General features: G+C 31.2%; 20 protein-coding genes. 16 read left to right on the forward strand and 4 right to left on the reverse strand.

What is annotated here, in order from left to right; translation table 11 throughout:
- The 10 genes from Arg41_RS07485 to Arg41_RS07535 form a co-directional block, all read left to right on the forward strand.
- On the forward strand, positions 1–244 hold a 244-nt coding region (locus Arg41_RS07485; RefSeq protein ID WP_242641425.1), incomplete at its 5' end, for a hypothetical protein.
- A gap of 708 nt (positions 245–952) precedes the next feature.
- Positions 953–1,981 carry a hypothetical protein gene (locus Arg41_RS07490; RefSeq protein WP_092490719.1) on the forward strand — a complete coding sequence of 343 codons (1,029 nt, stop codon included), beginning with the start codon at positions 953–955 and terminating at the stop codon, positions 1,979–1,981.
- 294 nt (positions 1,982–2,275) lie between these two features.
- Positions 2,276–2,506, forward strand: coding sequence for a hypothetical protein (locus Arg41_RS07495; protein ID WP_092490720.1), 231 nt, complete (start codon positions 2,276–2,278; stop codon positions 2,504–2,506).
- A gap of 1,232 nt (positions 2,507–3,738) precedes the next feature.
- Positions 3,739–3,942: a hypothetical protein gene (locus tag Arg41_RS07500; RefSeq protein WP_092490721.1), complete on the forward strand. Its 204-nt coding sequence runs from the start codon at positions 3,739–3,741 to the stop codon at positions 3,940–3,942.
- Positions 3,943–4,606: 664 nt separating this feature from the next.
- On the forward strand, positions 4,607–5,698 hold the full coding sequence (locus tag Arg41_RS07505; RefSeq protein ID WP_092490722.1) for a hypothetical protein: 1,092 nt from the start codon (positions 4,607–4,609) through the stop codon (positions 5,696–5,698).
- 1,157 nt (positions 5,699–6,855) lie between these two features.
- Complete coding sequence (locus tag Arg41_RS07510) at positions 6,856–7,230, forward strand: hypothetical protein (protein WP_092490723.1); 375 nt, start codon at positions 6,856–6,858, stop codon at positions 7,228–7,230.
- Positions 7,231–9,110: 1,880 nt separating this feature from the next.
- Positions 9,111–10,361 (forward strand): hypothetical protein, encoded by a 1,251-nt coding sequence (locus tag Arg41_RS07520; protein ID WP_092490724.1) that lies wholly within the window; start codon positions 9,111–9,113, stop codon positions 10,359–10,361.
- 921 nt (positions 10,362–11,282) lie between these two features.
- Positions 11,283–11,819 carry a hypothetical protein gene (locus tag Arg41_RS07525; protein WP_092490725.1) on the forward strand — a complete coding sequence of 179 codons (537 nt, stop codon included), beginning with the start codon at positions 11,283–11,285 and terminating at the stop codon, positions 11,817–11,819.
- Between the two features lie 39 nt (positions 11,820–11,858).
- Positions 11,859–13,544, forward strand: coding sequence for a hypothetical protein (locus Arg41_RS07530; RefSeq protein ID WP_092490726.1), 1,686 nt, complete (start codon positions 11,859–11,861; stop codon positions 13,542–13,544).
- A 337-nt stretch (positions 13,545–13,881) separates the two neighbouring features.
- On the forward strand, positions 13,882–14,679 hold the full coding sequence (locus Arg41_RS07535) for a hypothetical protein (RefSeq protein ID WP_092490727.1): 798 nt from the start codon (positions 13,882–13,884) through the stop codon (positions 14,677–14,679).
- On the opposite strand, the gene Arg41_RS07540 is transcribed toward Arg41_RS07535, so the two are convergent.
- Positions 14,638–16,575, reverse strand: a complete 1,938-nt coding sequence (locus Arg41_RS07540; RefSeq protein ID WP_157722335.1) for a hypothetical protein — start codon at positions 16,573–16,575, stop codon at positions 14,638–14,640. The genes Arg41_RS07535 and Arg41_RS07540 overlap by 42 nt on opposite strands.
- 587 nt (positions 16,576–17,162) lie before the next feature.
- On the opposite strand from Arg41_RS07540, the gene Arg41_RS07545 reads away from it, so the two are divergent.
- The 6 genes from Arg41_RS07545 to Arg41_RS08060 all read left to right on the forward strand — a co-directional run bounded on the left by Arg41_RS07545 (position 17,163) and on the right by Arg41_RS08060 (position 20,355).
- The gene (locus tag Arg41_RS07545) at positions 17,163–17,360 is read left to right on the forward strand and encodes a hypothetical protein (RefSeq protein ID WP_092490729.1); all 198 of its coding nucleotides are present in this window, start codon (positions 17,163–17,165) and stop codon (positions 17,358–17,360) included.
- Between the two features lie 457 nt (positions 17,361–17,817).
- On the forward strand, positions 17,818–18,216 hold the full coding sequence (locus Arg41_RS07550; RefSeq protein ID WP_092343837.1) for a hypothetical protein: 399 nt from the start codon (positions 17,818–17,820) through the stop codon (positions 18,214–18,216).
- A 92-nt stretch (positions 18,217–18,308) separates the two neighbouring features.
- A complete protein-coding gene (locus tag Arg41_RS07555) occupies positions 18,309–18,773 on the forward strand; it encodes a hypothetical protein (protein ID WP_092490730.1) in 465 nt (154 codons plus the stop codon).
- 573 nt (positions 18,774–19,346) lie between these two features.
- Positions 19,347–19,628, forward strand: a complete 282-nt coding sequence (locus Arg41_RS07560) for a hypothetical protein (RefSeq protein WP_092490731.1) — start codon at positions 19,347–19,349, stop codon at positions 19,626–19,628.
- An 8-nt stretch (positions 19,629–19,636) separates the two neighbouring features.
- On the forward strand, positions 19,637–19,972 hold the full coding sequence (locus tag Arg41_RS08055; RefSeq protein WP_157722336.1) for a hypothetical protein: 336 nt from the start codon (positions 19,637–19,639) through the stop codon (positions 19,970–19,972).
- Positions 19,973–20,178: 206 nt separating this feature from the next.
- Entirely contained in the window at positions 20,179–20,355 is a 177-nt protein-coding gene (locus tag Arg41_RS08060; protein WP_157722337.1) for a hypothetical protein, read from the forward strand.
- A 396-nt stretch (positions 20,356–20,751) separates the two neighbouring features.
- On the opposite strand, the gene Arg41_RS08240 is transcribed toward Arg41_RS08060, so the two are convergent.
- The 3 genes from Arg41_RS08240 to Arg41_RS08065 form a co-directional block, all read right to left on the reverse strand.
- Positions 20,752–20,904 carry a hypothetical protein gene (locus Arg41_RS08240; protein WP_172792690.1) on the reverse strand — a complete coding sequence of 51 codons (153 nt, stop codon included), beginning with the start codon at positions 20,902–20,904 and terminating at the stop codon, positions 20,752–20,754.
- A 175-nt stretch (positions 20,905–21,079) separates the two neighbouring features.
- Positions 21,080–21,661, reverse strand: coding sequence for a hypothetical protein (locus Arg41_RS07565; protein WP_092490732.1), 582 nt, complete (start codon positions 21,659–21,661; stop codon positions 21,080–21,082).
- Between the two features lie 298 nt (positions 21,662–21,959).
- Positions 21,960–22,112: a hypothetical protein gene (locus Arg41_RS08065; RefSeq protein WP_157722338.1), complete on the reverse strand. Its 153-nt coding sequence runs from the start codon at positions 22,110–22,112 to the stop codon at positions 21,960–21,962.

The following is a 22,112-nucleotide window of genomic DNA, read 5'->3' on the forward strand; positions in this document are numbered from 1 at the left end:
ATACCGCAATATCACGAACGTATACAAGAACTGTGGGATAGGATCAGAATACCTTAATATGTCTTCTGTATATTGCAAAAGTATTAATAAATATATTATCGGAATGGCCCCAGATAACGATATAATAGTTGATGGGTGGCCAGTGGAGGTAATATTACTGTTCTGCTCGTTAATTTTATTTTTAGGGATTGTTGTTGATTTTGTTTTAGGAAAGTGTAGGAGTAGTAGGCGGATGCAATCATAAATGATAATAAGGCAACCAAATTTCAATTGGTCACTGTGCTCGTATTTCATTGAGTAAACGTTTTGTGATGCCAGCAAAAATTGATTGCTGGCATCACTTTATATTGACATCAGTACTATGGGAGTTTCGATGTTGTTATGTTTTTGCCTTATTTGTGAATGCATGCCTAAATTTAAGTCTATATTATCATTTCTATTCCATGTGGTGTTAGATTTATTATCGTGATAATTTAATGTACTATGTTGAATAGGCTGGAATTTTAAAACGTTTATGAGAGTTTATGAAAAATTATAATTTGAAAATATTAAATATTAAATATTAAATATTAAATCTTATTTATTTATATGTGTGTGTATGTATTGTGCCCGTATTTAGTACCCAACTGTTACTCAATGTTGTTACTTAAGTAATTTAAAGTAACTATTTTTTGCAGTTGCTGCGAAAACAATATTTACTTTGTTTATGCTAAAATGAAATGATATGTAACTTTTAACTGTTTTTTATTGTTTTTTTCATCAGATTTTCCCCTTCTAACTTTCATGATGGACAGATTGATAGGTTTGCACCCTAGTAGAATTTAATCTTATAAAATTATCTTATAAAGTTAAATATAAAAAATCTCAAATATGTTAATTAATATTTCATTTATTGCGAGGTATATGCGGTATACAATTTCTGGCTGTACAATCAATTTTATAGAAACTGGTCATGATTACTATTGGTAAATTTCAAGCGGATGTTTGTGGCCATTATTATGTTTGCACCAAAGAAATTATAGAGGTAGATGAAAGTTCATCCTCTGTGTGTGTAGTAGAAAAAAATAAATTTTCAGCTTCAGACCCATTATTATCATTGACTAATGTTGGAATGTTTAAAAAAATCATGTTGTTCTTAACTTTGGTTAACATGGCAGATTTTTCTCAAGGGTTTGAAACAAGGGTGTGTGAGATGAAAAGAGGACTTTGCTCTTTAATTTATCTCAAGGGTTGCATTGAAGATGCAAAATCAAGAAGAGATTATTCTTTCTATGATTTTAATCTTACTGAAATATTTCTTGATGTGGTTCACAAGTCAAATTTGAGTTCATTTTTGCCTCTGCCATTATTTATTGATAATTACACTGACCAGCATGACAGTAGATTTTCTTTTGCACAATTTGCATTGAAAGATATTTTGCCTGTCTTGTGTTTGGATCCTATTGATGGTTCCCAGCGTTGTGTCTATAGTGAATTATCTAGTAGACTTGGACATAGTTATACCAAGTCAGTAATAGATAAATATACAATTTCTCGTATTAAAAATATTCGTTGTAGCGATGAATCTGAATACCGTTCTGTGATTGACCAATATTGTAAAAATATTAGCGAATATATTGTTGATGTAGCTCCAAATGTTGTTACGCCAGTTATTGAATTGGTTTTCATGTCGACAACTACTAGTGACGGTATTTCAAATGTTACTAATGGTCAGTATAAAACTACTAGAAACTTTACTGTAGGTTTTGATTCGCATAACAGTGGTGGGTTATTATCACTGGTTTTTTCTTGTGCAGTGATTTTATTTTTAGTTGCTGTTGTTTGTGTTGCGTTTAATTCAGTAAAGCGTGTGGCATCCCGTTGTAGTATGAATCGTAGGTCGTATCTAGGGTCAGTACGTTATATCATAGGAGGAAGAAGAGTTAATGCCGAAGGAGAAAGTGATGATGGGGGGTATGTGTATTTGGAAAATTTGATTTGATTATCGTGGTTAGTTAGTCATTAATTATTTTGTTGATGTAAATGTTGATGTCACAATTAAGATATAAACGCTTCCAGTTTAAGGCAACATGTTTTGTGTCGTGGCTTCTAAAGTTATTTTCAACATTTCAGTTTAATTGTGACTATATGTATCATCCAATATAAATATTAAGTTACTGTTTGTATATAAAATGGTGCTATTAATACTGTTGCTTAAAAATTAATAATCTCCATATTTTAAATTGCATAAAATGCTCACTAGCTTGTAGTATAAATGTGAAGGGTAAAGGTAAAAATGTTTATTAATAGCAAATGTTTAACAGATGGTTGCAATTTTGTGGAGATATGTGACAATGAAGTTGAAGTTTCTGATGAATGTTTGTCAGTTGTGTATGTAGGAGAAAAAAATAAAGTTTCCTCATCAGTTCTATCCTTAGCTAAGTTTAGAATATTTAATAATCTCACATTTCTTTTAACTGTTCTTAGTATGGCAGGTTTTTCTCAAGGGTTGGAACGCACGTTTTGATACATGTGTGTCAATGAAATATCAAGATATTATTAATTAATTAGAATTAATGCATATCTTAATAATCATAAATATACAAATAAATCATGTTTCCTTTCTTTAGGTTTAGTTAGCACGATATACTTCTATATGATTTATGAATGTATTTTTTTACCATATAAACCATATAAAATTTCATGATTGAATTCAACCTATGAGATTGGGATTCTTTCTATAGTGTAATCCTTCTTTTTAAGAAGGTAGTTTTTTACTAATAGGTGATGATTGTTGCCCAAATAAAGTTTTTTATCTGCAGCCGTTATTATTTGTATTACACTTATCACTTGGTTGATTGTTGCAATAGATATTTATATTTTTTAATGCGTTGGTAAATGAAGATTATAATATGAAGGTAGTGGGGGTATTGGTATAACTGCAATTTAATCTGTGACAACAATTTTATTGTTCATGTTTACTGCTGTTGTCATCATACACTTGGGGTTGTAACATAATTCATATTACTTAGTGCAATGAATTGAGGAATACTTATAGGTCTGTTATTTAATTATCATTATTGATTCAGACACGTCGGACACTTTTAAACTCTTCTTATGAACTAACTGTTGCATCTAGTTGATCGATGCTTACATGTATAATTTCGGATTAGTTTCAGGTATAAAATTTGATTATTACCCTCTCTACGTGAAGTTACATTATTGCATGCTTTAATCAGATTTATCATCAATCAGTACGTGTTTGTATACTTTGCGGATTAATTTAATAATTTGTGTACTTACAATAAAAAAGTATGATGTTTTTATATTTTTATGTGGATTTGTTTTTATGGGATGACTTTGCGGTAGATTTATCTGTTTGAGCTAGGTTTTATATTGTTGAACATCATTATGGGGAAATACTTACAGCTCTAGATGTCACTTATTTATAAGGATTAATTATATCTAGATATATTAAGATTATTTTTATCATATGGATATGGTTGTTGTAACTTGATATAGATACAAAGATTATGCTTTTGTTATTAATACAAATGAAATAAAGTATTTAATAAACAAGTTTTATTCCTATTGAAGTTATAGTAGTGCATTTATAGTTTAATTAACGTATACTCGTATATTGTTTCTACATCTGATTCATAGTTTTATTTTATGTTATGATTTTATTTCCACTTGAATTATGGACCTCAATTAAATAGACAAATAATATATTTATTTTTGTTGCTACATCATAAAAAGATGAAGTTAGTTTATATTGCCAGTATTAGGGAGCTATTATTTTTTGATGTAGTTGATGTAGTTGATGTAGTTGATGTAGTTGATGTAGTTGATGTAGTTGATGTAGTTGATGTAGTTGATGTAGTTGATGTAGTAGTATTAGAATGTTGTTTGACGAATAATCATATACAACACAAAATTTTTAGCTTCACATATAGTAAGTAAATTTACTGTCTTAAGTAAATACTAACATGTTAGATTATGACGGATAAAGGTAAGCATAAATTTTTTAAGCTTGCAGCATAGTGTTATCCTCGATTCCGATTCCTACATTTCTACTTAAGCAATAATTACGATTGATTTTGTTGTTAACAATTTTAATAATTAAATTGATCATTATATATGATCCTAAATTACAAAAGAAACGGCTTATTTTCGACTTATTTCTATGAATTTCTAAGGTGTTTGTCAAAGATACTAATGTGGGGGTAGGAGGGGATTATTGTGATTGCTCTTTGCAATTTGTAGATACGAGGTAAATTTACGTCTATTTCCATAAATATTATCGTTATACGCTGTTAATAGTGTTTAACAAAATTGAATTACAAGTAGTTTAACAATGAATTTTAGGTACGCACAGGTATTATGTCATGTCTGCCCAGGGCATATGTGCTTCCCAGATTACAACATCCGAAGCTGATTTTAATCTATAATGGGAAATTATAGCAGTTTGTAATACATAACAGTTTGTAATACATAAAAAAACCCTAAATTTTAAATAATTATATGGATTTAATTAAATAATTAACATCATAGCAGTCCGGTTAGAAATTATTATTTCTTTGTATAACATATGCAATGGCTTGTAATCTAATTACAAAGGCGTAACATGATTGCTAATATAAAGTGTTTAACAGACGGTTGCAATCCGTATGATAAATATGAAAATGAGGATATGGATGCTGAGGCTGTGGAATGTTCTTCAGTTATATGCGTAAGAGAAAAAAACAAATCATCAAATTCTAGACTTCTATTACCTAAAATTGGAAAATTTAAAAATATCATATTGCCGTTAACTATTTTTAACATGATAGATTTTTCCAATGGGTTAGGAACAAGATGGTGTGATCTAAAATTAAGTCTGTGTGCTTTGGTATATGCTAAGGAGTGTTTTGATAGTTTAAAATCGAGATTCAATATTTCTCTTCCTAATGTTAATGTTACTGAAATATTTATTGATGCGTTGAGTAAGTCAAATTTTAGTTTGTCTTCATCTTTGCCATTGTCTATTTACAACCACACTGATATCAATGATCCTAGATTGCCGTATGTATTACATTATGTAAGATCTGCTTTTTATGATCTCAATCCATATAAAAAAATCAAACATGTTTATAGTGATGTTTATAGTAGTCATGGACTTAGATATTTTTACACTGATTCATTAGTTAAGTACCAAACAGTTTCCAAGATCACAGACACAGATAACAATTGCGGCATGGGGTCAAACTATCATGATATGGCATCTAAATATTGTAAAAATATTGATGAATATATTTATGGCATGGGGCCAGAAAATTTGCCTCCATTAACCAATGATCTTGAAACATTTACCGTCCAGACAGTTATCAACTCTAGTGTTACAACTATTGATCCTACAAAGTCCACAACTTTTATGTCATTGTTGGCCAATGATTCTAGTTTCAATGGTGGTATGAGCGCAGAATTCGTGGTAATAATTGTGCTGTCTTTCTCATTAGTTTTTCTTTTGGGTGTTTTTGTTGTTAGATTTGTTTTAGGAAAGCGTAGAAAATATAAGGCTCGTATAAGGAATCCAGTAAATCAGATGGAAATGGGTGCTATGCTAGCAGATAGAGTTCGTGTTGCTGAAGTTAACAATGCTGAAGTTAACAATGCTGAAGTTAACAATGCTGTAGGGAATTTAGGAGATAGAAACATCTATTGGACAAATTGGATTTGAGTTATCCCAAACGATTATTTAATTTTTATTACCCACCATAATCGGCTAATCGTAGTTACAAGAATTAATTTTTACTTTGTTGTTAGTGCTGAGTATGTTCTATTCTTATTTTTGAGAAGTGCTGTACTTTAAATTATAGCGCCATGTAGTTCATGTGATATCAGATACTTTGTTTAATTTGGATTATATTTATTTAATTATAAGGTATAAAGCGATACATTCGAGTATTTTTATATTGATTACTTGACAACTAAAATAAACTTACTTTGTTTCTTAGTATTATGTAATTATGAGTAATGATAGGGGGCAGTAGGTATTTTTTATATTTTTTTTGTGTATCCCTATCTAGTTATTAGGAACAGTACGGTTAAGATTAAAACTTTGTTCATTAATAATGTGTCAATTAATTATTTGATAATTAGAGGTCTATAACTATCCTTATGATGTTTACTGTCATTCGCGTTATCGGCGTTATCGCAATTATCCATATACAAAAACAAAAAATTAATCAAGGATCTAACTGATCCAACACATCATTAAACATTACTCTAACATAAATTTATCAGAGCAAGAGGAAAATTTATTATGTTAATTGATCGTGCTTTTGTAATTACCAATCATCACAGTATAACCACAGTAGTCATAGATACTAATATGTCATCAGATTTATTACCATGTATTGTGTGGTAAATTCCCAAGCAATTCCTAAAGACCAAAAAATACATATAAGAACTGCTATATAAGATAAGATATATAAATTGTGAATTTTGTAAATTTATTAGTAATTGTATTAATTACTGAAATTAAATACTATCCCAGTAATACTTCCATAAATACATAAATTTTATCTTGAGGTTTTATTATAAATATATGTGATCAACATTATTTTTATCTTAACTATATCTATGATTATTTTTAATTTTTCATGATGATATTTACAGATTATAAGATGAGAAGAAAAAACTTTTGACAAATATTATAGACATCAAAAAAGGTAAGATCATGAAGTAACAAGTATAGTAATATTTGTTTTGTCATTAATAATTAATGAGTAGGCCTTAATACATTCATGTTAATACAATTACCCTGATCTTGCGATTATTTATGGTTATGATCGCAAAATAGATTTTATAGGTAAAGTTTTGTGGGGGAGTGTAATGTTTGCCAATAATGTTGTAGATTATGTAAAGAATTGCGATTCTTATGGTAATCTTGTTTGTGACAATATGGTTGTAGGATCTGGTGAGGGTTCTTCAGTTGTTTGTGTAGAAGAAGTAGATGAGTTGTCTGCTTCCTATAGTTCAAAAAATTATAATTATCGTTCATTAACTCAACTTAGAAACCTTATGTTGCCATTAGTAATGCTTAACATGGTAGGTTTTTCAAATGGTTTGGGAACTTCTTTTTGTCGTCTGAAGTTAGAGATTTGCTCTTTAATGTACACTAAATCTTGCTTTGATAATGAAAAAACTTTAAGCCCAATTAGTAACTATTATTTGCCGAATATTAATGTTACAGAAGATCTTGTATAGAAATTGTTTGAAAATAAATTGAGTATGACATTGATAATGTTGGTTTTATTTTTTGTGGTTAATTACACTAATATCTTGATTTAAAAAAGTAATTTTATACGAGTAATTATTCGTAAAATAAGTAATCGTAAAATAAGTAATAATTCATTAAATGATAAATCTACCTATGATACAGTTTCTCAAGTTAATTTTTACAGTAAGAGTAATGTTTAATAACAACAGTAAGTATTTGTCTTATTCAGAATGCGTCAATTCTGAATTTCAATTGGATAATGAATTTATAGAAGATATTGAATGTACAACCGTTGAGACTGTCACGTAGATGATTTAAAATAATTGTCTATCATAGATCTTCACTTGGAAAATTTTTTAGTTCTATATTAGTATACCCATTAGGTATACTTAGTAGCTTGAAAGACGCTAACGGATCCCAAACAAGATGGGGGTATTGTACGCCATCTTCACTTAATATGTGGCTTGATTTATATTAAAAAGTCAGATAATGCAATCAGAAGTTTGATTGATAAATCCATTGTTACATCTGAGATATAATTTGGGAAGTTCATTATTGAAAAAAGTATCACTTTAATTATTGTTTCTGACGATGTTGCGGGTCAATCATATTCAATCCCCAGGTTAGTTCAATCTCACTGTCTTAAATTATTATCTAACTAAAGCTATTTAAGATCCGTAAAATACGATGAAGGTTATGTTTATTGCTCCAGTAACGTTATTGGTAAATTTTGTGAACAAGAAAATTATAAATACTGAAGTTCCTGAAAGGTGTTATCCTAATTTGCATTTTTATGTAGATAATATTATATCTTCGTCAACGATGTTATCAGATGTTATTAATGCAACAATTCCTTTAACAACAATTGTAACAAAAAAAGCAGTTTCTGATTATCCAGGTAAAAACGTATTATTATTATGTTGTCGGTATTTTTATTTTTTATTTTTTTTCTGTAATGTCTTTTGCTTTATACAGGCATTGCACTTATAAAAAATGTCAACAACCACAAATCGTAGTTCAATCTAGTGATAATAATGAAGAAGTAGGTTAACTTGTATAGACAATTAATATAACCTGAACTAGGTTCGGTTATCACTACAAAGTCCAGAGCTTATATTTTTAATTTGGTATGTCTTTAATAACATTAATTGTCACATATTACTCTAAAATATTATGCGTTTTATTGTATCGTGGTAATGTAAAACGTTAAATTTGGTTAAATTAGTTTTGTTATTGTTATTGTTAATGTTAACGTTAATTAATACTAATTAAAGCACTGGTTAGTCTGATAAAGAATAACAATTTAGTTACTTAACTCAGCAGTAGTAACAACTAATGGAATTGTTAGTGATATTTATATTGCATATTTTTTATTATCTTGATATTGAGATAATTTTCTTCTCAGTATAAAGATCTTGTAAATAGCACTTGAAAACACCACTACCATCAATTTACATTACAATCCTATATGTTATCAGTTAAGCTTAAGAAGAAAAAATAGTGTACAGAAATTTTTTGAAGATATTTTATGTATTATTTTACTTTCAAAAATTTACTCAATTATGTTCCTGTAATTTTATAGTATAGGCAGAAACAGAAAACCTGATTATCTTAAATGTTAAGCATCTTAGTTTTGATCAAAAATTTTATTTGATAATCCGGCAATAAACGATTCAGATGATAACCCTTTTTCATTAATAATAAAACTTATATTATAATTATCACTAATATAATATATACATACAATATAATGACCATTTCATTATATTCATCACAAAAGTGTACTACATGGAACTAATAATAATTCATTAGGTAATATAAATTCCAGTGCTATAGTCTGCTGAGTTTATTTTTTACAGGAAAAATAATGCGTTATGATACAAATTGCAAACATTCATATTGTTTGCAAATTAGTAACTTAGAGTTACGAACTAACAACGAAGTTCAAGAAAATATTGAATGTACGAATGTTATGCTTAGCGAGCAAAATTACCAATCAAAAAATAATTCACTTGGTAGATTTTTGGGAAGTAAACTTGTGGCTGTTCCATTGGTTATGCTTAGCTTTTTAAAAGGTGTCGACGGATTTGATGTAAATGCAGAAAATTTTCGTAGGTGCTTGATTTCATCGCCTATGTATATGTGTCAATGGCTTACTGAAATTAATATAGAAGATGTTCGTAAGTGTTCTTTATCATCAACTATGTGTCGATTTATTAACCTTATGAAACACCTTGTTGCCGATGAGTCTGGTACTGTGAAAGTTACTCTTGACAAAGAAGGTAAGAAAGTTTCATTAATGATAAATACTCACTCAATTAAACCTAACAAATGGACTGTTTATTTTGACATTGGTAGATATTATAAGATGGATGTTAGTTATTTTCCTCCCTTGTCTGGTATAATTAATACAATCAACCAACAACTACACAGTGTTTATATATATATAAACCGTCGTCCAGAAGAATTCCAAGTTGATAAAAGTTCGGAAGAGTATTACAAGTGCCGCTATGAGTTTGATAGTGTTTGTGATATTAATTACAGAGAAAATTCTACAATTACTGATTTATGTTGTCCTGATATCAGATCTTACATAGAGGAGGTTGCTTATCCATCTAAGCCTTTAACAACAATAGCAACCGAAATCATAAGTTCAACAGCTGATAATTTAGCAACTACATTATCAGATATTACGGGATCAAAAACTATATCTACAACTGAAGCATCAGAAGCTACCATCTCGATAGCTACGTCTTCATTATCAGAAATAATAAGGTCAACAGCCGAGAGTTTAGCGACTACATTATCGGAGATTACAGTATCAAAAATTATATCTACAACTGAATCATCAGAGACTACAAGCTCGACAGCTACGTCTTCATTGTCAGAAATAATAAACTCAACGGCTATTGAATCAATAAATCTTATTCCTACCGAAATAGGAACATCAAATAAAGGAGATACAACCCTTACGGTTATATTGGTTGCATTATTATCTATTGCTCTTGCTATATTGGTATTTCTAGGATACATATCTTATAAATCTAGAAAAACACATAGACATCAAGTTGTACCATCAACTTCCAATAATGATGTAGAAATAGAAGATCTTGTGTAGATGTATATTCCTTTACTAGGTTCTGATTTCAGTGATATCAGAACCTAGTTTCTAATATAGTAAAACGCTTCCATAAAAAACAATCATTGTTATACGAATAAAGTTTATGCCTAACATAATAAATTAGTTTATAGGTAAATCTTTTGTGTCTAGTCCTCATCATCAAAGATTTATACAAACCATACAAAATATTCCAGGTACAACGTGAAATTGATTGACAGTAGTGTTAGTATCGATATTATCATCATAAATAATCAAAGGAGTATATCGTTGCAACTTGATATCTATCCGATTCAGTTAAAATGTCAAGAATAACTAACTGGGATGTTACAGACCTTCTTATTGAAGATCCATCAAGTGAGAATTAATGTGAAGTATAATTTTTCGATTTTTCTTTCAGTGCAATAATACTGGCTTTGGATAAAAGTGAATTATGTAAAATTTTTTATTTTTATAATTGATCAAATTATATAACATATAGATTTCAATGATATTTTTTGCTAGGTTTCTTTTGCGGGAAAAACAATACGTTTTTATATGTGTGTTTATTATCATTGCTAATAAAATAGTCACTTTTAATTTAAATCAAGAAATGAAATTGCAAAACAATATGGATAATCTTAGGAAAATTATATGACTGAGTTTAATTTATCAGGTTTATTTTTCTAAAGTTGAAATTAATTAATAGTATATTTTTTCTTATGATTCATGGTGTTTTTCATGCATTAGAACATATAATTGACATTTATATTAAATTAAAATGCTAAGTAAGTGAATTGTGTTAGGAAATTGTAATAATTTGGGAATATAAACATCGCCCTTTGAATAAAAATTATCGATCAATTATCAACAATATAAGATATAACTAAATTTATTGGTTCTAAAGATGATGAGAGCAGTGTTATTCGTCAATTAATTGATATGAGTTTGTCTCTAACCGTTGAGTACTACAATCTATGTGCGAAACAAGAAAATTCAGGTATTGGGTCATGTCAATCAAATAGTACCGTTTGTGACGCAAGAGGAAGTATGAGATTTTGTGACGAATCTTCCGATATCAACTATATGTTTCATAAAGAGTGTTGTAGCAGTATATTCTCTTACCTACTTAATCCTGGGGATCCATTAACAACAACTGTAGCACCGAAAATTAGTAAATCAACAATAGCACCAATAAGTAATAACAGCACCGTATTTACCACGGCGTTAGATGCAGTGTCAGAAATTATGAATTTTACTTCTGTTGAATCAACAGATTATACTACAACAAAAATAGATCAAATAAGTCATGTCAGTACTACACTTCCTGTTGTTTTAGTTGTATTTTTATTTCTTTCTATTGCCGTACTTGCATTTCTGGGGTACAGGACATATAAATCCAGTAAGTTAAATCCATTTCAACCTGTACCTATATATGATTATGAAGAAAATTCAAATGAAGAAGAGGATATTGTGTAGTAAAGTGTTTCAGGTAGTTTATTTTTTACAGGAAAAATAATGTTTTACACTAACAGCAAGTGTTTGAATTGTTGTGACAACAGTGACTTTGAATGTCATAGCGAAAACATAGTTGCAGAAGAAATGGAATGCACAACAATAATTGAGGAGCATGAGAAAAATTTTCAACCAACTCAACAATACATCAATGAAAATATAAATAAAACTTTATTTAGTAGATTAACATCAACCTCTTTAATTGCACTTAGTATGTTGGAAGGCGCAGGTGCAACTGATGATCTAAGTCAAAATTGCAAATCAACTGTCTTACCTAATCTTTGTTATATGGCAGGCGATATTTGTAGAATAATCAAAATTAAAGATGAATTAAAAAATAAGATTAATTCCAGTATCAGTGAAATTATTAAAGAAGCTTTTGATTACTCATTAATAGAAATTCGTAAGGACCCATTAAGAAGAACAAACGAACATGGTTTTAATATTAGTATTCCTTTAACTATCACTTCTAACACTAACATCAATTGTGATACGATCGGTCGTATTAGTTTTTTTGCCAATAAATTCCTTTACAATTATGTTAATGATATTGATTTAAGTGATGAACATAGGGACTCTCTTTGCCTTTCAGATAGTACTGCGTTTTGTACTCGACTGATTGAACCACGAGTTTCTATTTTTAGTGGATGTTGCCCCAGCATAGAATCACATATAACCTACCCTGGTCTATCAATAGAAAAAAAAATACCAACAGTATCTGATACGGTAGTCAACGCAATAACAGAATCAACAACTGCAATAGCATCAGAGATTATAAGTCAAGCAGCGACAGAATCAACGACTTTAGCGTCAATATTTACACCATCATCAATTGAACCTCAAATAATTAGCAGATCCGTATCCTCTTATTTATGTGGTATGGGAAAATCACTATGTAGGCTAATTAACATTTTAGGATCGGGAGATAATAGTGATGAAACTATCCAAAAAACACTTAAAGGTGCTTTTGATTACTCAGAGAATTCATTGGGAAGAAATCCTCTTTTCAATTTTAGTATTCCATTGATTCTTCCTCATACCACAGGTGATAGTGGGGCAGAAGAACCTCTTATTTCTAGATTATGGTACATGGGGCAGTACCTTCGCAGAGCATCTAATAATGCTTTATTACGTAGACATAGCAACACTGAATACTATAGTTTTTGCGGCGATGGTGATAATAATGTTGACTTCTGCGATAAAAACTATAACGTTAATACTTCATTTTCTGATATTTGTTGTAGCAGTATTGGATCATACATAACTTATCCTTATGTATTAACTGAAACTGTGTCACCACAGATTGTAGTTTCCACCACTACTGAATCTGAAATTTTGACTTCAACTACTGTGGCATCTAAAATTATAAACTCAACAGATATTGGATCAGAAGTTCTAAATTTAACAACCATGGCATCAGAAGTTATAGGATCTACAGTCATTGGATCAGAATTTACTAATCTAACAACAGCCGAATCTGAATTAACAACTTTGATCCCTACTAAAATAACACTAGATACCGCAAGTATTAATGCTTTAAATATTGTGTTAATTATATGTTCATCTATTGCTCTTGCTATACTAGCCTTTCTAGGATACAGAGCTCTCAAATCTAGCAAATCATATCAATCTCAACCTGTATCACAATCTGATAACATTGATACTGCTGAGAGAGAAGATCTTGTGTAATGGTTATATTATGGAGTCTGCTACTAATAGTAGCAGACTTTATTATACTATCTACACATACTTGGAATAAGGACATAGAGTGTATTTGACTAATATTAGCAGCCACTTTCCTAGGTATTGGATCACTACTAAACTTAATAACAAATACTTTTCTTACATAATTAAATTTATTTAATATAATAATAAAGTTGTATATATTTTAGTACAGCATATTAATTATTAGTGAATGTTAATTTTTTTCAGGGCTAAAACTACCTTATATAAATAATAATAATTGATTAGATAATTAAACTCCAAATGCTATATTTCAGGTAGTTTATTTTTTACAGGAAAAATAATGTTTTACACTAACAGCAAGTATTTGAATTGTTGTGACAACAGTGGCTTTGAATGTCATAACGAAAACATAATTGCAGAAGAAATGGAATGTACAACAATAATTGAGGAACATGAGAAAAATTTTCAGCCAACTCAACACCACGTCAATAAAAATATAAATAAAGCTTTGGTCAGTAGCTTCTTATCATCAACCTCTTTAATTGCACTTAGTATGTTGGAAGTTACAGATGCAACTGATGATATAACTACACCTTGCGAATCAAATCTCTTACATATTTTTTGTTATGTAGCAGGCTATACTTGTAGAATGATTAACATTAAAGACAAAGTAAGAAACAATATCAATATCAGTGAAATTCTTAAAGAAGCTTTTGATAACTCATCAATAGCAATTAGTAAACTCCCTAGTCGCATAAAAAAAATTCGTAATATCCCGTTAGAAAAAAAATATGATTTTTATTTTAGCATTCCTTTAATCCCTTCTAACATTACCAGCAATTGTGATACAAGCACTAGCATTGCTTCATTTGCCGGTATTTACATTTATGATTATACTAATAATATTGATTTAGGTCGTCAATATAGTGACTATTGCGTTTCAGATAGTACTTATTTTTGTTCTTCTTCTAAACCCATAGTTTCTATTTTTAGCGAATGTTGCCCCGGAATAGAATCATATATAACCTACCCCGGTCTATCAACAGAAAAAAAAATACCAACAGTATCTTATCCAGTATTCAACGTAATCACAGAATCAACAACTGCAATGGAAAAAATATGTAGTAATGGCGTTTGAATTATTAACTTCTTTTTCATTCTGGGCTAATTTTTTGTCTAAGTTTACATTCCAATCAACAAATCTCTGTACTTCTTTTTTAGCTTGATCCCAATCTGGGTTTTTAACTATGATCTCAACTTTATTTGACAAGTTAGGTGGGAGCATTGATTGTAGGGCATCTAGGTTTTTATGGAAGTGTGATCTGTAGGCCTGAAGTTTTGTTCTTTCTGCTTGTGCTCTTGATACGGTACCAAGTACATTTGTTATTGCACTCATTGAGCGAAGGTAATGCAATACTGTTCTTCCTATAAAGCTCTGGCCAAAGCTTTCACTCCAAGAGGGTGAGGTGTTTTTTTCTTGAGCTCTTTTTGTATGGCGCAGCTTGCTTTCCAGAGTTGTTATACATTTACTCAGGGTGGTTTCACAGACTTCAGAAGTGGTGTTATGCTGAAGCTTTAGTACTTGATTGACAATAATTGCTAGCTTTTCTAGTGGGCAATTTGTTGCGGTGTTGTCTTCGCAGGCATCTATTGCATCCTCTCGCAATCCTTCTCTCAAGCGGGCTTCTAGTGGCAATGTGTCAAGCAGCATATCCAGTAAGATTTTACCCCAATTCCACCAGGCTGTTTCTCTTAACTCATAATATAAATTAGCGTTCATTGCTTCCTGTTTGCATTTATGTAGTTCTTCTAGGTCACATCCTAGTTCAGGGTTAATCTCTTGATCATCGAAGTTGGTGGTGAGTTTGAGTCCTTGGTTTGTACATTGGTCTTCTAGTGCGGTTACAATTGAAATTACAGCTCTACATGTACGGGCGAATCCTTTGCTTGAGTTTAACTTTTTTTGCTGAGAGATTATGTTTTGCAAAGATTTGAGTTTGGGCAGTAAGAGCGTGGATAATGTATGCACAATAACTTGATTTTTGGCTAATTTTTGACGTCCTAGCTTTACTATAAGGGAGTTCAACTTTTTTGCTAAAACGTAGTTGTTTTTTGATGTTAGTGAAGTGTTAATTTTAAAGAAGGTTTGAGCCAGCATTTTGGGGTTATTGTGAAAGCGGTCGATTATCAGGAGTAAGCTTTGTCTAATATCTAGTGCGTTTTTTGCTGCCGCTTTTCTACTATCTCGAAGATTTGATATACCAATCATACAGTGGGTTTTAATTGTTTGTGCTAGGTCTTCATTACAAGCTCTGGATGAGATTGTTGTTCTTTTGGCTTGTTCCTCCACTTCTTCATCAATTTTGTTCCAATCCGGTGCAAATAATTCGAGGTCTTTACGGGACTCAAAAATTTTTTTGCACAGCTGCTGCTGCTGTTTTATCTGCAGCAATGTTGTATTTCCTTGGTTCCAATCTGTGCTTAGTATGTGATCGAAAAACTCAGAAATATATTCCAAATCAGCTAAATGAGGAAATAGAAAATCTCTCTGTTGTGCTAGATGCATGTCAATCTGATATGTTTTTTTGTAAGCCTTGAGTAATATTAGTTCCTTTCTCTTTTGGGGGCTTGTTGACATCATTTTTAGCTGGTTAATTTTGGTTTGGAGTTCTTCTGATATCAGCATGGAAGAAGGGAAGGTGCTAGAGTTAAGATTATTATCATATCTGTTTTTGGTGAAGAGCCGTTTCCCCGCTCGTAATTCTTTGGGGGATAAGTTTATTTTTCGTCGGTTGAGATAAGTTTGTTTTGTGCGTGGCATTATTACGGAAAATGGCAAATTGTTTGGATTACAATTAGTGTAATGTAAGCTTCTAGTGAAGGTTTGTTTCTCAATTCGGCAAGGTCTTTTCTTGTTTTCTGGTACTGTTTCTTCAGGGTATATATTTTCTAACACGGACTTAGATTTTTCTTTGGGCAATTGATGACCAAATTCGGTGGTGTTGGAGCTGATCAGATAAATATTGGTAATCACGGGTGTATTAGTGAATCAAAAGGAGTTATTTGATTGTATATGTTAAACATGAAGTCATAAATAACATTATAAGTTATAATAAATGTAATATTTCCTGTCTTGGCCCATCTTCCGTTGTCTGAGGGCGATGATATAGTATTTAAATAGATGACATAATCCTTATTTGTGGTATTTAGTGGGGGTGTCCGGTGCCAGTGAAATTATAATATTACATTTAAAATGATATTTTGTAGGTTATTATATGTTTGGCGATGCTTAATCAATAAATAGTAAGTTTTGTTGACGATAAAGACTCCTTCGTTTCTTTGGTGGCAACAGATATACTGTTGATATATAGATGTATACATCATATTTTGCGGCGGGGGCATCAAACCAGAGAATGCACAATAAATTTTGATGCCCCCGCCGCAGAGAATGCACAATAAAAAGTGACATGTATACGTAATTTAATTCCTATTAAATGTAGAAGTAAGTAGCAGAAAGCAGATCATGGCTGCTGTGCTATATGTTTTTGTTTTGTCTCTGTGAACTTACAGTGTCTGCTTTGGTGTTGGTATTTTTCTTATGTTTTTTAAGGCGTTATCTGAGTGATCCTAGATGGAGTAGGACGAGATTTACATCTTGAAAATTATGATGTATCTGAAAGTGAGGAGGAAAGTAGTTTGTCTTTCCCAAGCCCACGGCCCTTACCCTGCCGTTCTCTTTCTTTCAGTGCGGGAGATAATTCGAGAATAGTAGTTCTACCACTGCGTAGGCGTTTATTTTGTGAAAAAACATATCCTTAGTATATATACATTACTCGTAAAAATAACTAGCATGGTCATCATATTAAAATAATCACTGACTCCAAGCAAATAATCAGCATTCCCCGTCCATCGCAACTTGTATTGCCGCATATATTATATAAACCATGGTCAACTGCACAGTTATACAACCGGTAATCATCATGACTTGCATCAGCAAAATATGACACTTTTTGTAATTTACGCTAAAAACGTACAAACACAAACCTTACTGATTAATGGTATATCTCAACCAATTTTTCAACATTACACTCATTAATATAATATGACAAAATGGGAGAAAGTTTTACTAAAATAAAATAATAATTACAGCCTCCCCTCATTCCAATGATATATACTGCACGTCTGCTGTTATGTCAAAAGTATTGAGGTCATAATTATGATTGCTCCTAAATTTGTATTATCAGATTTAATAGAAAATGAAGTTTGTGGTTAAGAATTGAGGGAAGAAGATTTAGGACATTATTCAAATTCATGTGAAGACATTGTTGACACTAATCGAGACTATATATGCAGAAGATCCAATGAGTCATACAAAGACAGATCTTTATCCGCACTAAAGCATCTTACATCTACTTTAATCTTTCTCGGCACATTGAAACCTACTTATGGCATTTTGACATCGGCGGTATGCTGGGTATCATTGGAGTCAGATCTTTGTAGCTTAATATATCTTAAAAGACGTTTTGATTGTGCAATTTCAGAGGGCAATGATCTGCCTAGTATCAACATTACCAGTGTATTAGGTTATTTTTTTAGTAAGTCAAAAATTACTAATACCAGTTTTCCACTAAACGAACTTGACCCTGAAGACAGAATTGAAAATTTTTTTATGTAGCTGACGGTCTATCTGTTGTATTTCGAAACCTTGTTTTTAACCAAACACATGATGCAATAAACAAAACAACGGATAATTTAGTAGAGTACTTGATGCAAAATTACGACCGTATATACAACCCCGCAGCAAGTATTAAACCTCTCACGGAAAATTTAGTTGATCACTTGGTAAAAGGTACTGTAAAGTACGATTATAGCGATTATGCAATTAAATCAAATGTAAGCAAAAACGAAATCGTAGATATCCTCTCCAGTCGTTGGAATAGCAGAACATTGCGTTATGAGCATTACTGTCCAGACATCATTAAATATATGAATGTAAGTAAACGCAAAATAATCGATGTCAAGTACTCTGAAAATAACGCAGAAACAGACAATAGCATAGCTTTAGTGCTCACATCGTTAATGTTTTTCGGAGTTCTACTATTATTTTTCTATGCACTATATAACTTAGCAAAAAGTAGGCGCTCTAGTATACGCAATACATTAAGAGAAGCACCATATGCTATTTATACTAGATTAAAACCATCTGATGATGAACATCATGTCCTCGTTTAATTGTGTGGATATAGTAAGGATAATAACCCAACGCTGAGATTGTTAATTTAGATATTGGTGTACTATCACCTCAGAATTAGAGGAAGTATTTAATGATGTCAAATTAATTTGTTTACCACATTCATTGTTTTATTAAAGAATTATCATTGTAGTACATAATCAATGCTATATTAACCTGGAATAATGTATAAATCTTAGTTTAGTAATGATAATTCTTTAATAAAACAATGAAGCTTGATTACTTAGATAAATTCCTTTCAGCAATTTATCAAATGGTGCTATAAAAATTATTCGTCAAATCCATCAAAATAATATGTTATCTGGGCACAGCTGTGAAAATAAATCACATAATGTATGTTAATAGGAACTGGAATAATAAAAATTGTTTTCAACTTTAATAAATAGTTGCTACATAATATTATTAAATTAATTATTCGGTACTACATCTTTGTCTGTAATAAAAAAATTAGTACATATTTATAATTATGTTATGTATCATTATAAAATCTATTCATCACTATCACTATAGTGTCTAATTTAAATGTCATTACGAAACTATTAGGGGAACCTGCTGTGCTCAATAGAACCATAAATTCTCAATGCTCAAATAGAAACGAAAATGTCATTCAGTCAGAATGCCTAAATAAATTAAACGTAGTAATTGGTGTCCTAACAACAAAGAATGAAATAAGGACAGGAATAATACAATCATCGATATCTGAAAACAAAAGCACCAAAGCGGCTTCACCATCAACAATATCTTTATGTAGAAGAGCTATAAAAACATCTCTGCTGTTTTCAATGCTCGAGATGGTGACAGCAGTTACCGGACAAATAGCTAGTTATATTGCTTAATAAAGGGTTTGCTTAATTTTGGAGAATCTGCTCTCGTTTCACATGGAGTAGACATAAGATCGGAAATTAATGAAACAAGATCAAGTATAAGTAAAGTACTATCAAGAGGGTATTCTTTTTATAGAATTGGTAGCATGATTGACAATGGCAAATCTCGTGAAATTGAGAGTTTTTACAGCAAAATAGAAATGATAGTCTTAAGCGCATGCGAAAGAATTCAAAATGTTACCAGTTTTGATGAACAGGATAGACATCGACTTTATAACATGTCAATAACTGCTAGAACAAATAAAATCCCATATAACAGCTATTTCTCCTTCACCAGTGCTGTCATCCGAGTTTAATTCTGATGTTTTGTTAGCTCGAAAGTCATAATCTGATATCATGATTTGTGCTCCTGATACGTTTCCAATTCGATACATGTAGAGAAAGAAAAAATCAATCCCTACTTTTTTACAAGTGTTACACTGGTTAGAGAATCGAAGAATATCTTAGTCATGTTTAATTTTCATGAGTTGATGTTTTTCAGCATTACGTATGTTTCCTCCGTATGGGGTTGCGAGACCCACCATCTGGGTTTGCCGTGATATTTCATACTGACCATCTGGTGACTAAAAAACCAATCCCAGTTGCTAAGCATGGTGAGCATGGGGAAATTAAAACTACTGCAAACAGAAGCACATGTTATTATGGTTATGCTATATCTGCTTACATTCCTTTAGTTTGAACTCCTACCAGCAACTTACTTTACTCCTGTGGTTTTGCAGGAATGTTTGTTTCTAGTGCTATTGTTTGTGGTGCTAGTGAGGCAGTACTATGTTATGAGTTATACTTTATTAAGTCTCATTAACTTTTTTTCCTAATGGCAGTTAAACCTGATAACGATGTTTTGTACCCTTGGCTTAATGGTGTTATAGGTACGCGCGTCCGATGTTGTATGTTCGCAATATTGGTGAACGAAGCATGTATATTACGCACCCATAATTTATGTGCTAATTACGAGTATAGCAATGATTTTAATGATTATTGCTCATAAAATGAATGTGACCATTGTATAGGATTGTGATAATTTAATACAAGTAATTTTATACCGATAGCTGTGTAATAATTATTTTATTTTTTATCAAACACAGCATTGATTATTTTGACAAAAACTATCTACATCGCTATCTATAGTGCTATGATCTTGTTGAGGATTGGATGGATAACGCAGTTTTGTTGATAAGTAGGTCATTAAGTACTTAGCATGATTTTTTATTGGGTTATTATGTTTCATAATATATTTTTATTGCGGTAAAAGTTTACTTTTAGCTGATTAATTACCTAATAGTGGGATTTGATCTGTGTAATAATTTGAGCAAACGTTGGCGCGTATCTGGTTTTACTATGATGTCTTGTGGCAACAAAAAACTGTGTGGATATGGTAATTCCACGAAGAAAGCTTATGGTCTTTATCGATTACCTGGTGCTTGCCGACGACTATAATTCATTTCCAGTCTACGTATCTCGTTCCTCTTAAAACAACCCGAGACTATGAAGATGCAAAGTAAAATCAGTAGAAGTGCTATACCAAAAAAAATCAATAAGCTGTTACATTTATTTTTGTCTTGTGTGCCTTCTTCACAAATTAACAACTGAGAAAATGTTAATAGAATTAGGCCTATTGTCACTAATAGAGAGACACAACCGGCAGCCTTAAGTGCAATAAGATTAATCTTCATTCTTTTGATTTTCATTTCTCCATAACGCCGCAATGCACGTGGGCTTATATTTTCGGTGGGTTCTCCGTTGATCGCAACTGTTGTTGTTTCTTCTTCCATTGCACTGATTTCTCCTTGGATGCCAATAGCTGCGACTTCGTCTCTCGGAACATCAGAAGAAGTTCTTGCTTCTTCTTCTATTTCAAAACCATCGGCTTGTCCTGATTCTAGGTGAGAAACACTAATATTATTGTGGTTATCTATCACAACTGTAATCTCCCTTACTGTGATACGCATGACTGATCGTGTGCGAACGGACAAAAAAGATACCATCTCCCCCACAGAGTAGCGGAAATTTAATATAAGTGTATAGTTAATTTTACACTCATAATTATGCAATTATTTTGTTCATATAGTAGGTAAAATATTGATTTTTATGTAAATCATTATTTGCGTCATATCTGTATAATGATTTATTGGTAATTTGAGTTTTAGCATTTGCTCTTTGTTACTAAATCTTAAATCTTATTGATTGCTGTTTTGTAGCACCTCGTTTCATCGATGTTCAAATTCACGTGTTACAGACCAGCAACGGCAAAAATATAGTGATCTGTTGTTCTTTGCTTTTTATTCAGGCAATTAATCTAATCTCTTCTTCTGTTAGATGATCAGTATCATCGCTATTAGAGAGCGCAAGCTCCGTTGTTATTTTCTCCATTTCATAGGCAGAGATTTCTTCTAGCATTGCACAATCGATAGCAACACGTCGATTTCCCGTTACCAT

This window comes from Candidatus Ichthyocystis hellenicum (genome assembly GCF_001460935.1).
In the GTDB taxonomy this organism is placed as follows: domain Bacteria; phylum Pseudomonadota; class Gammaproteobacteria; order Burkholderiales; family 2013Ark19i; genus Ichthyocystis; species Ichthyocystis hellenicum.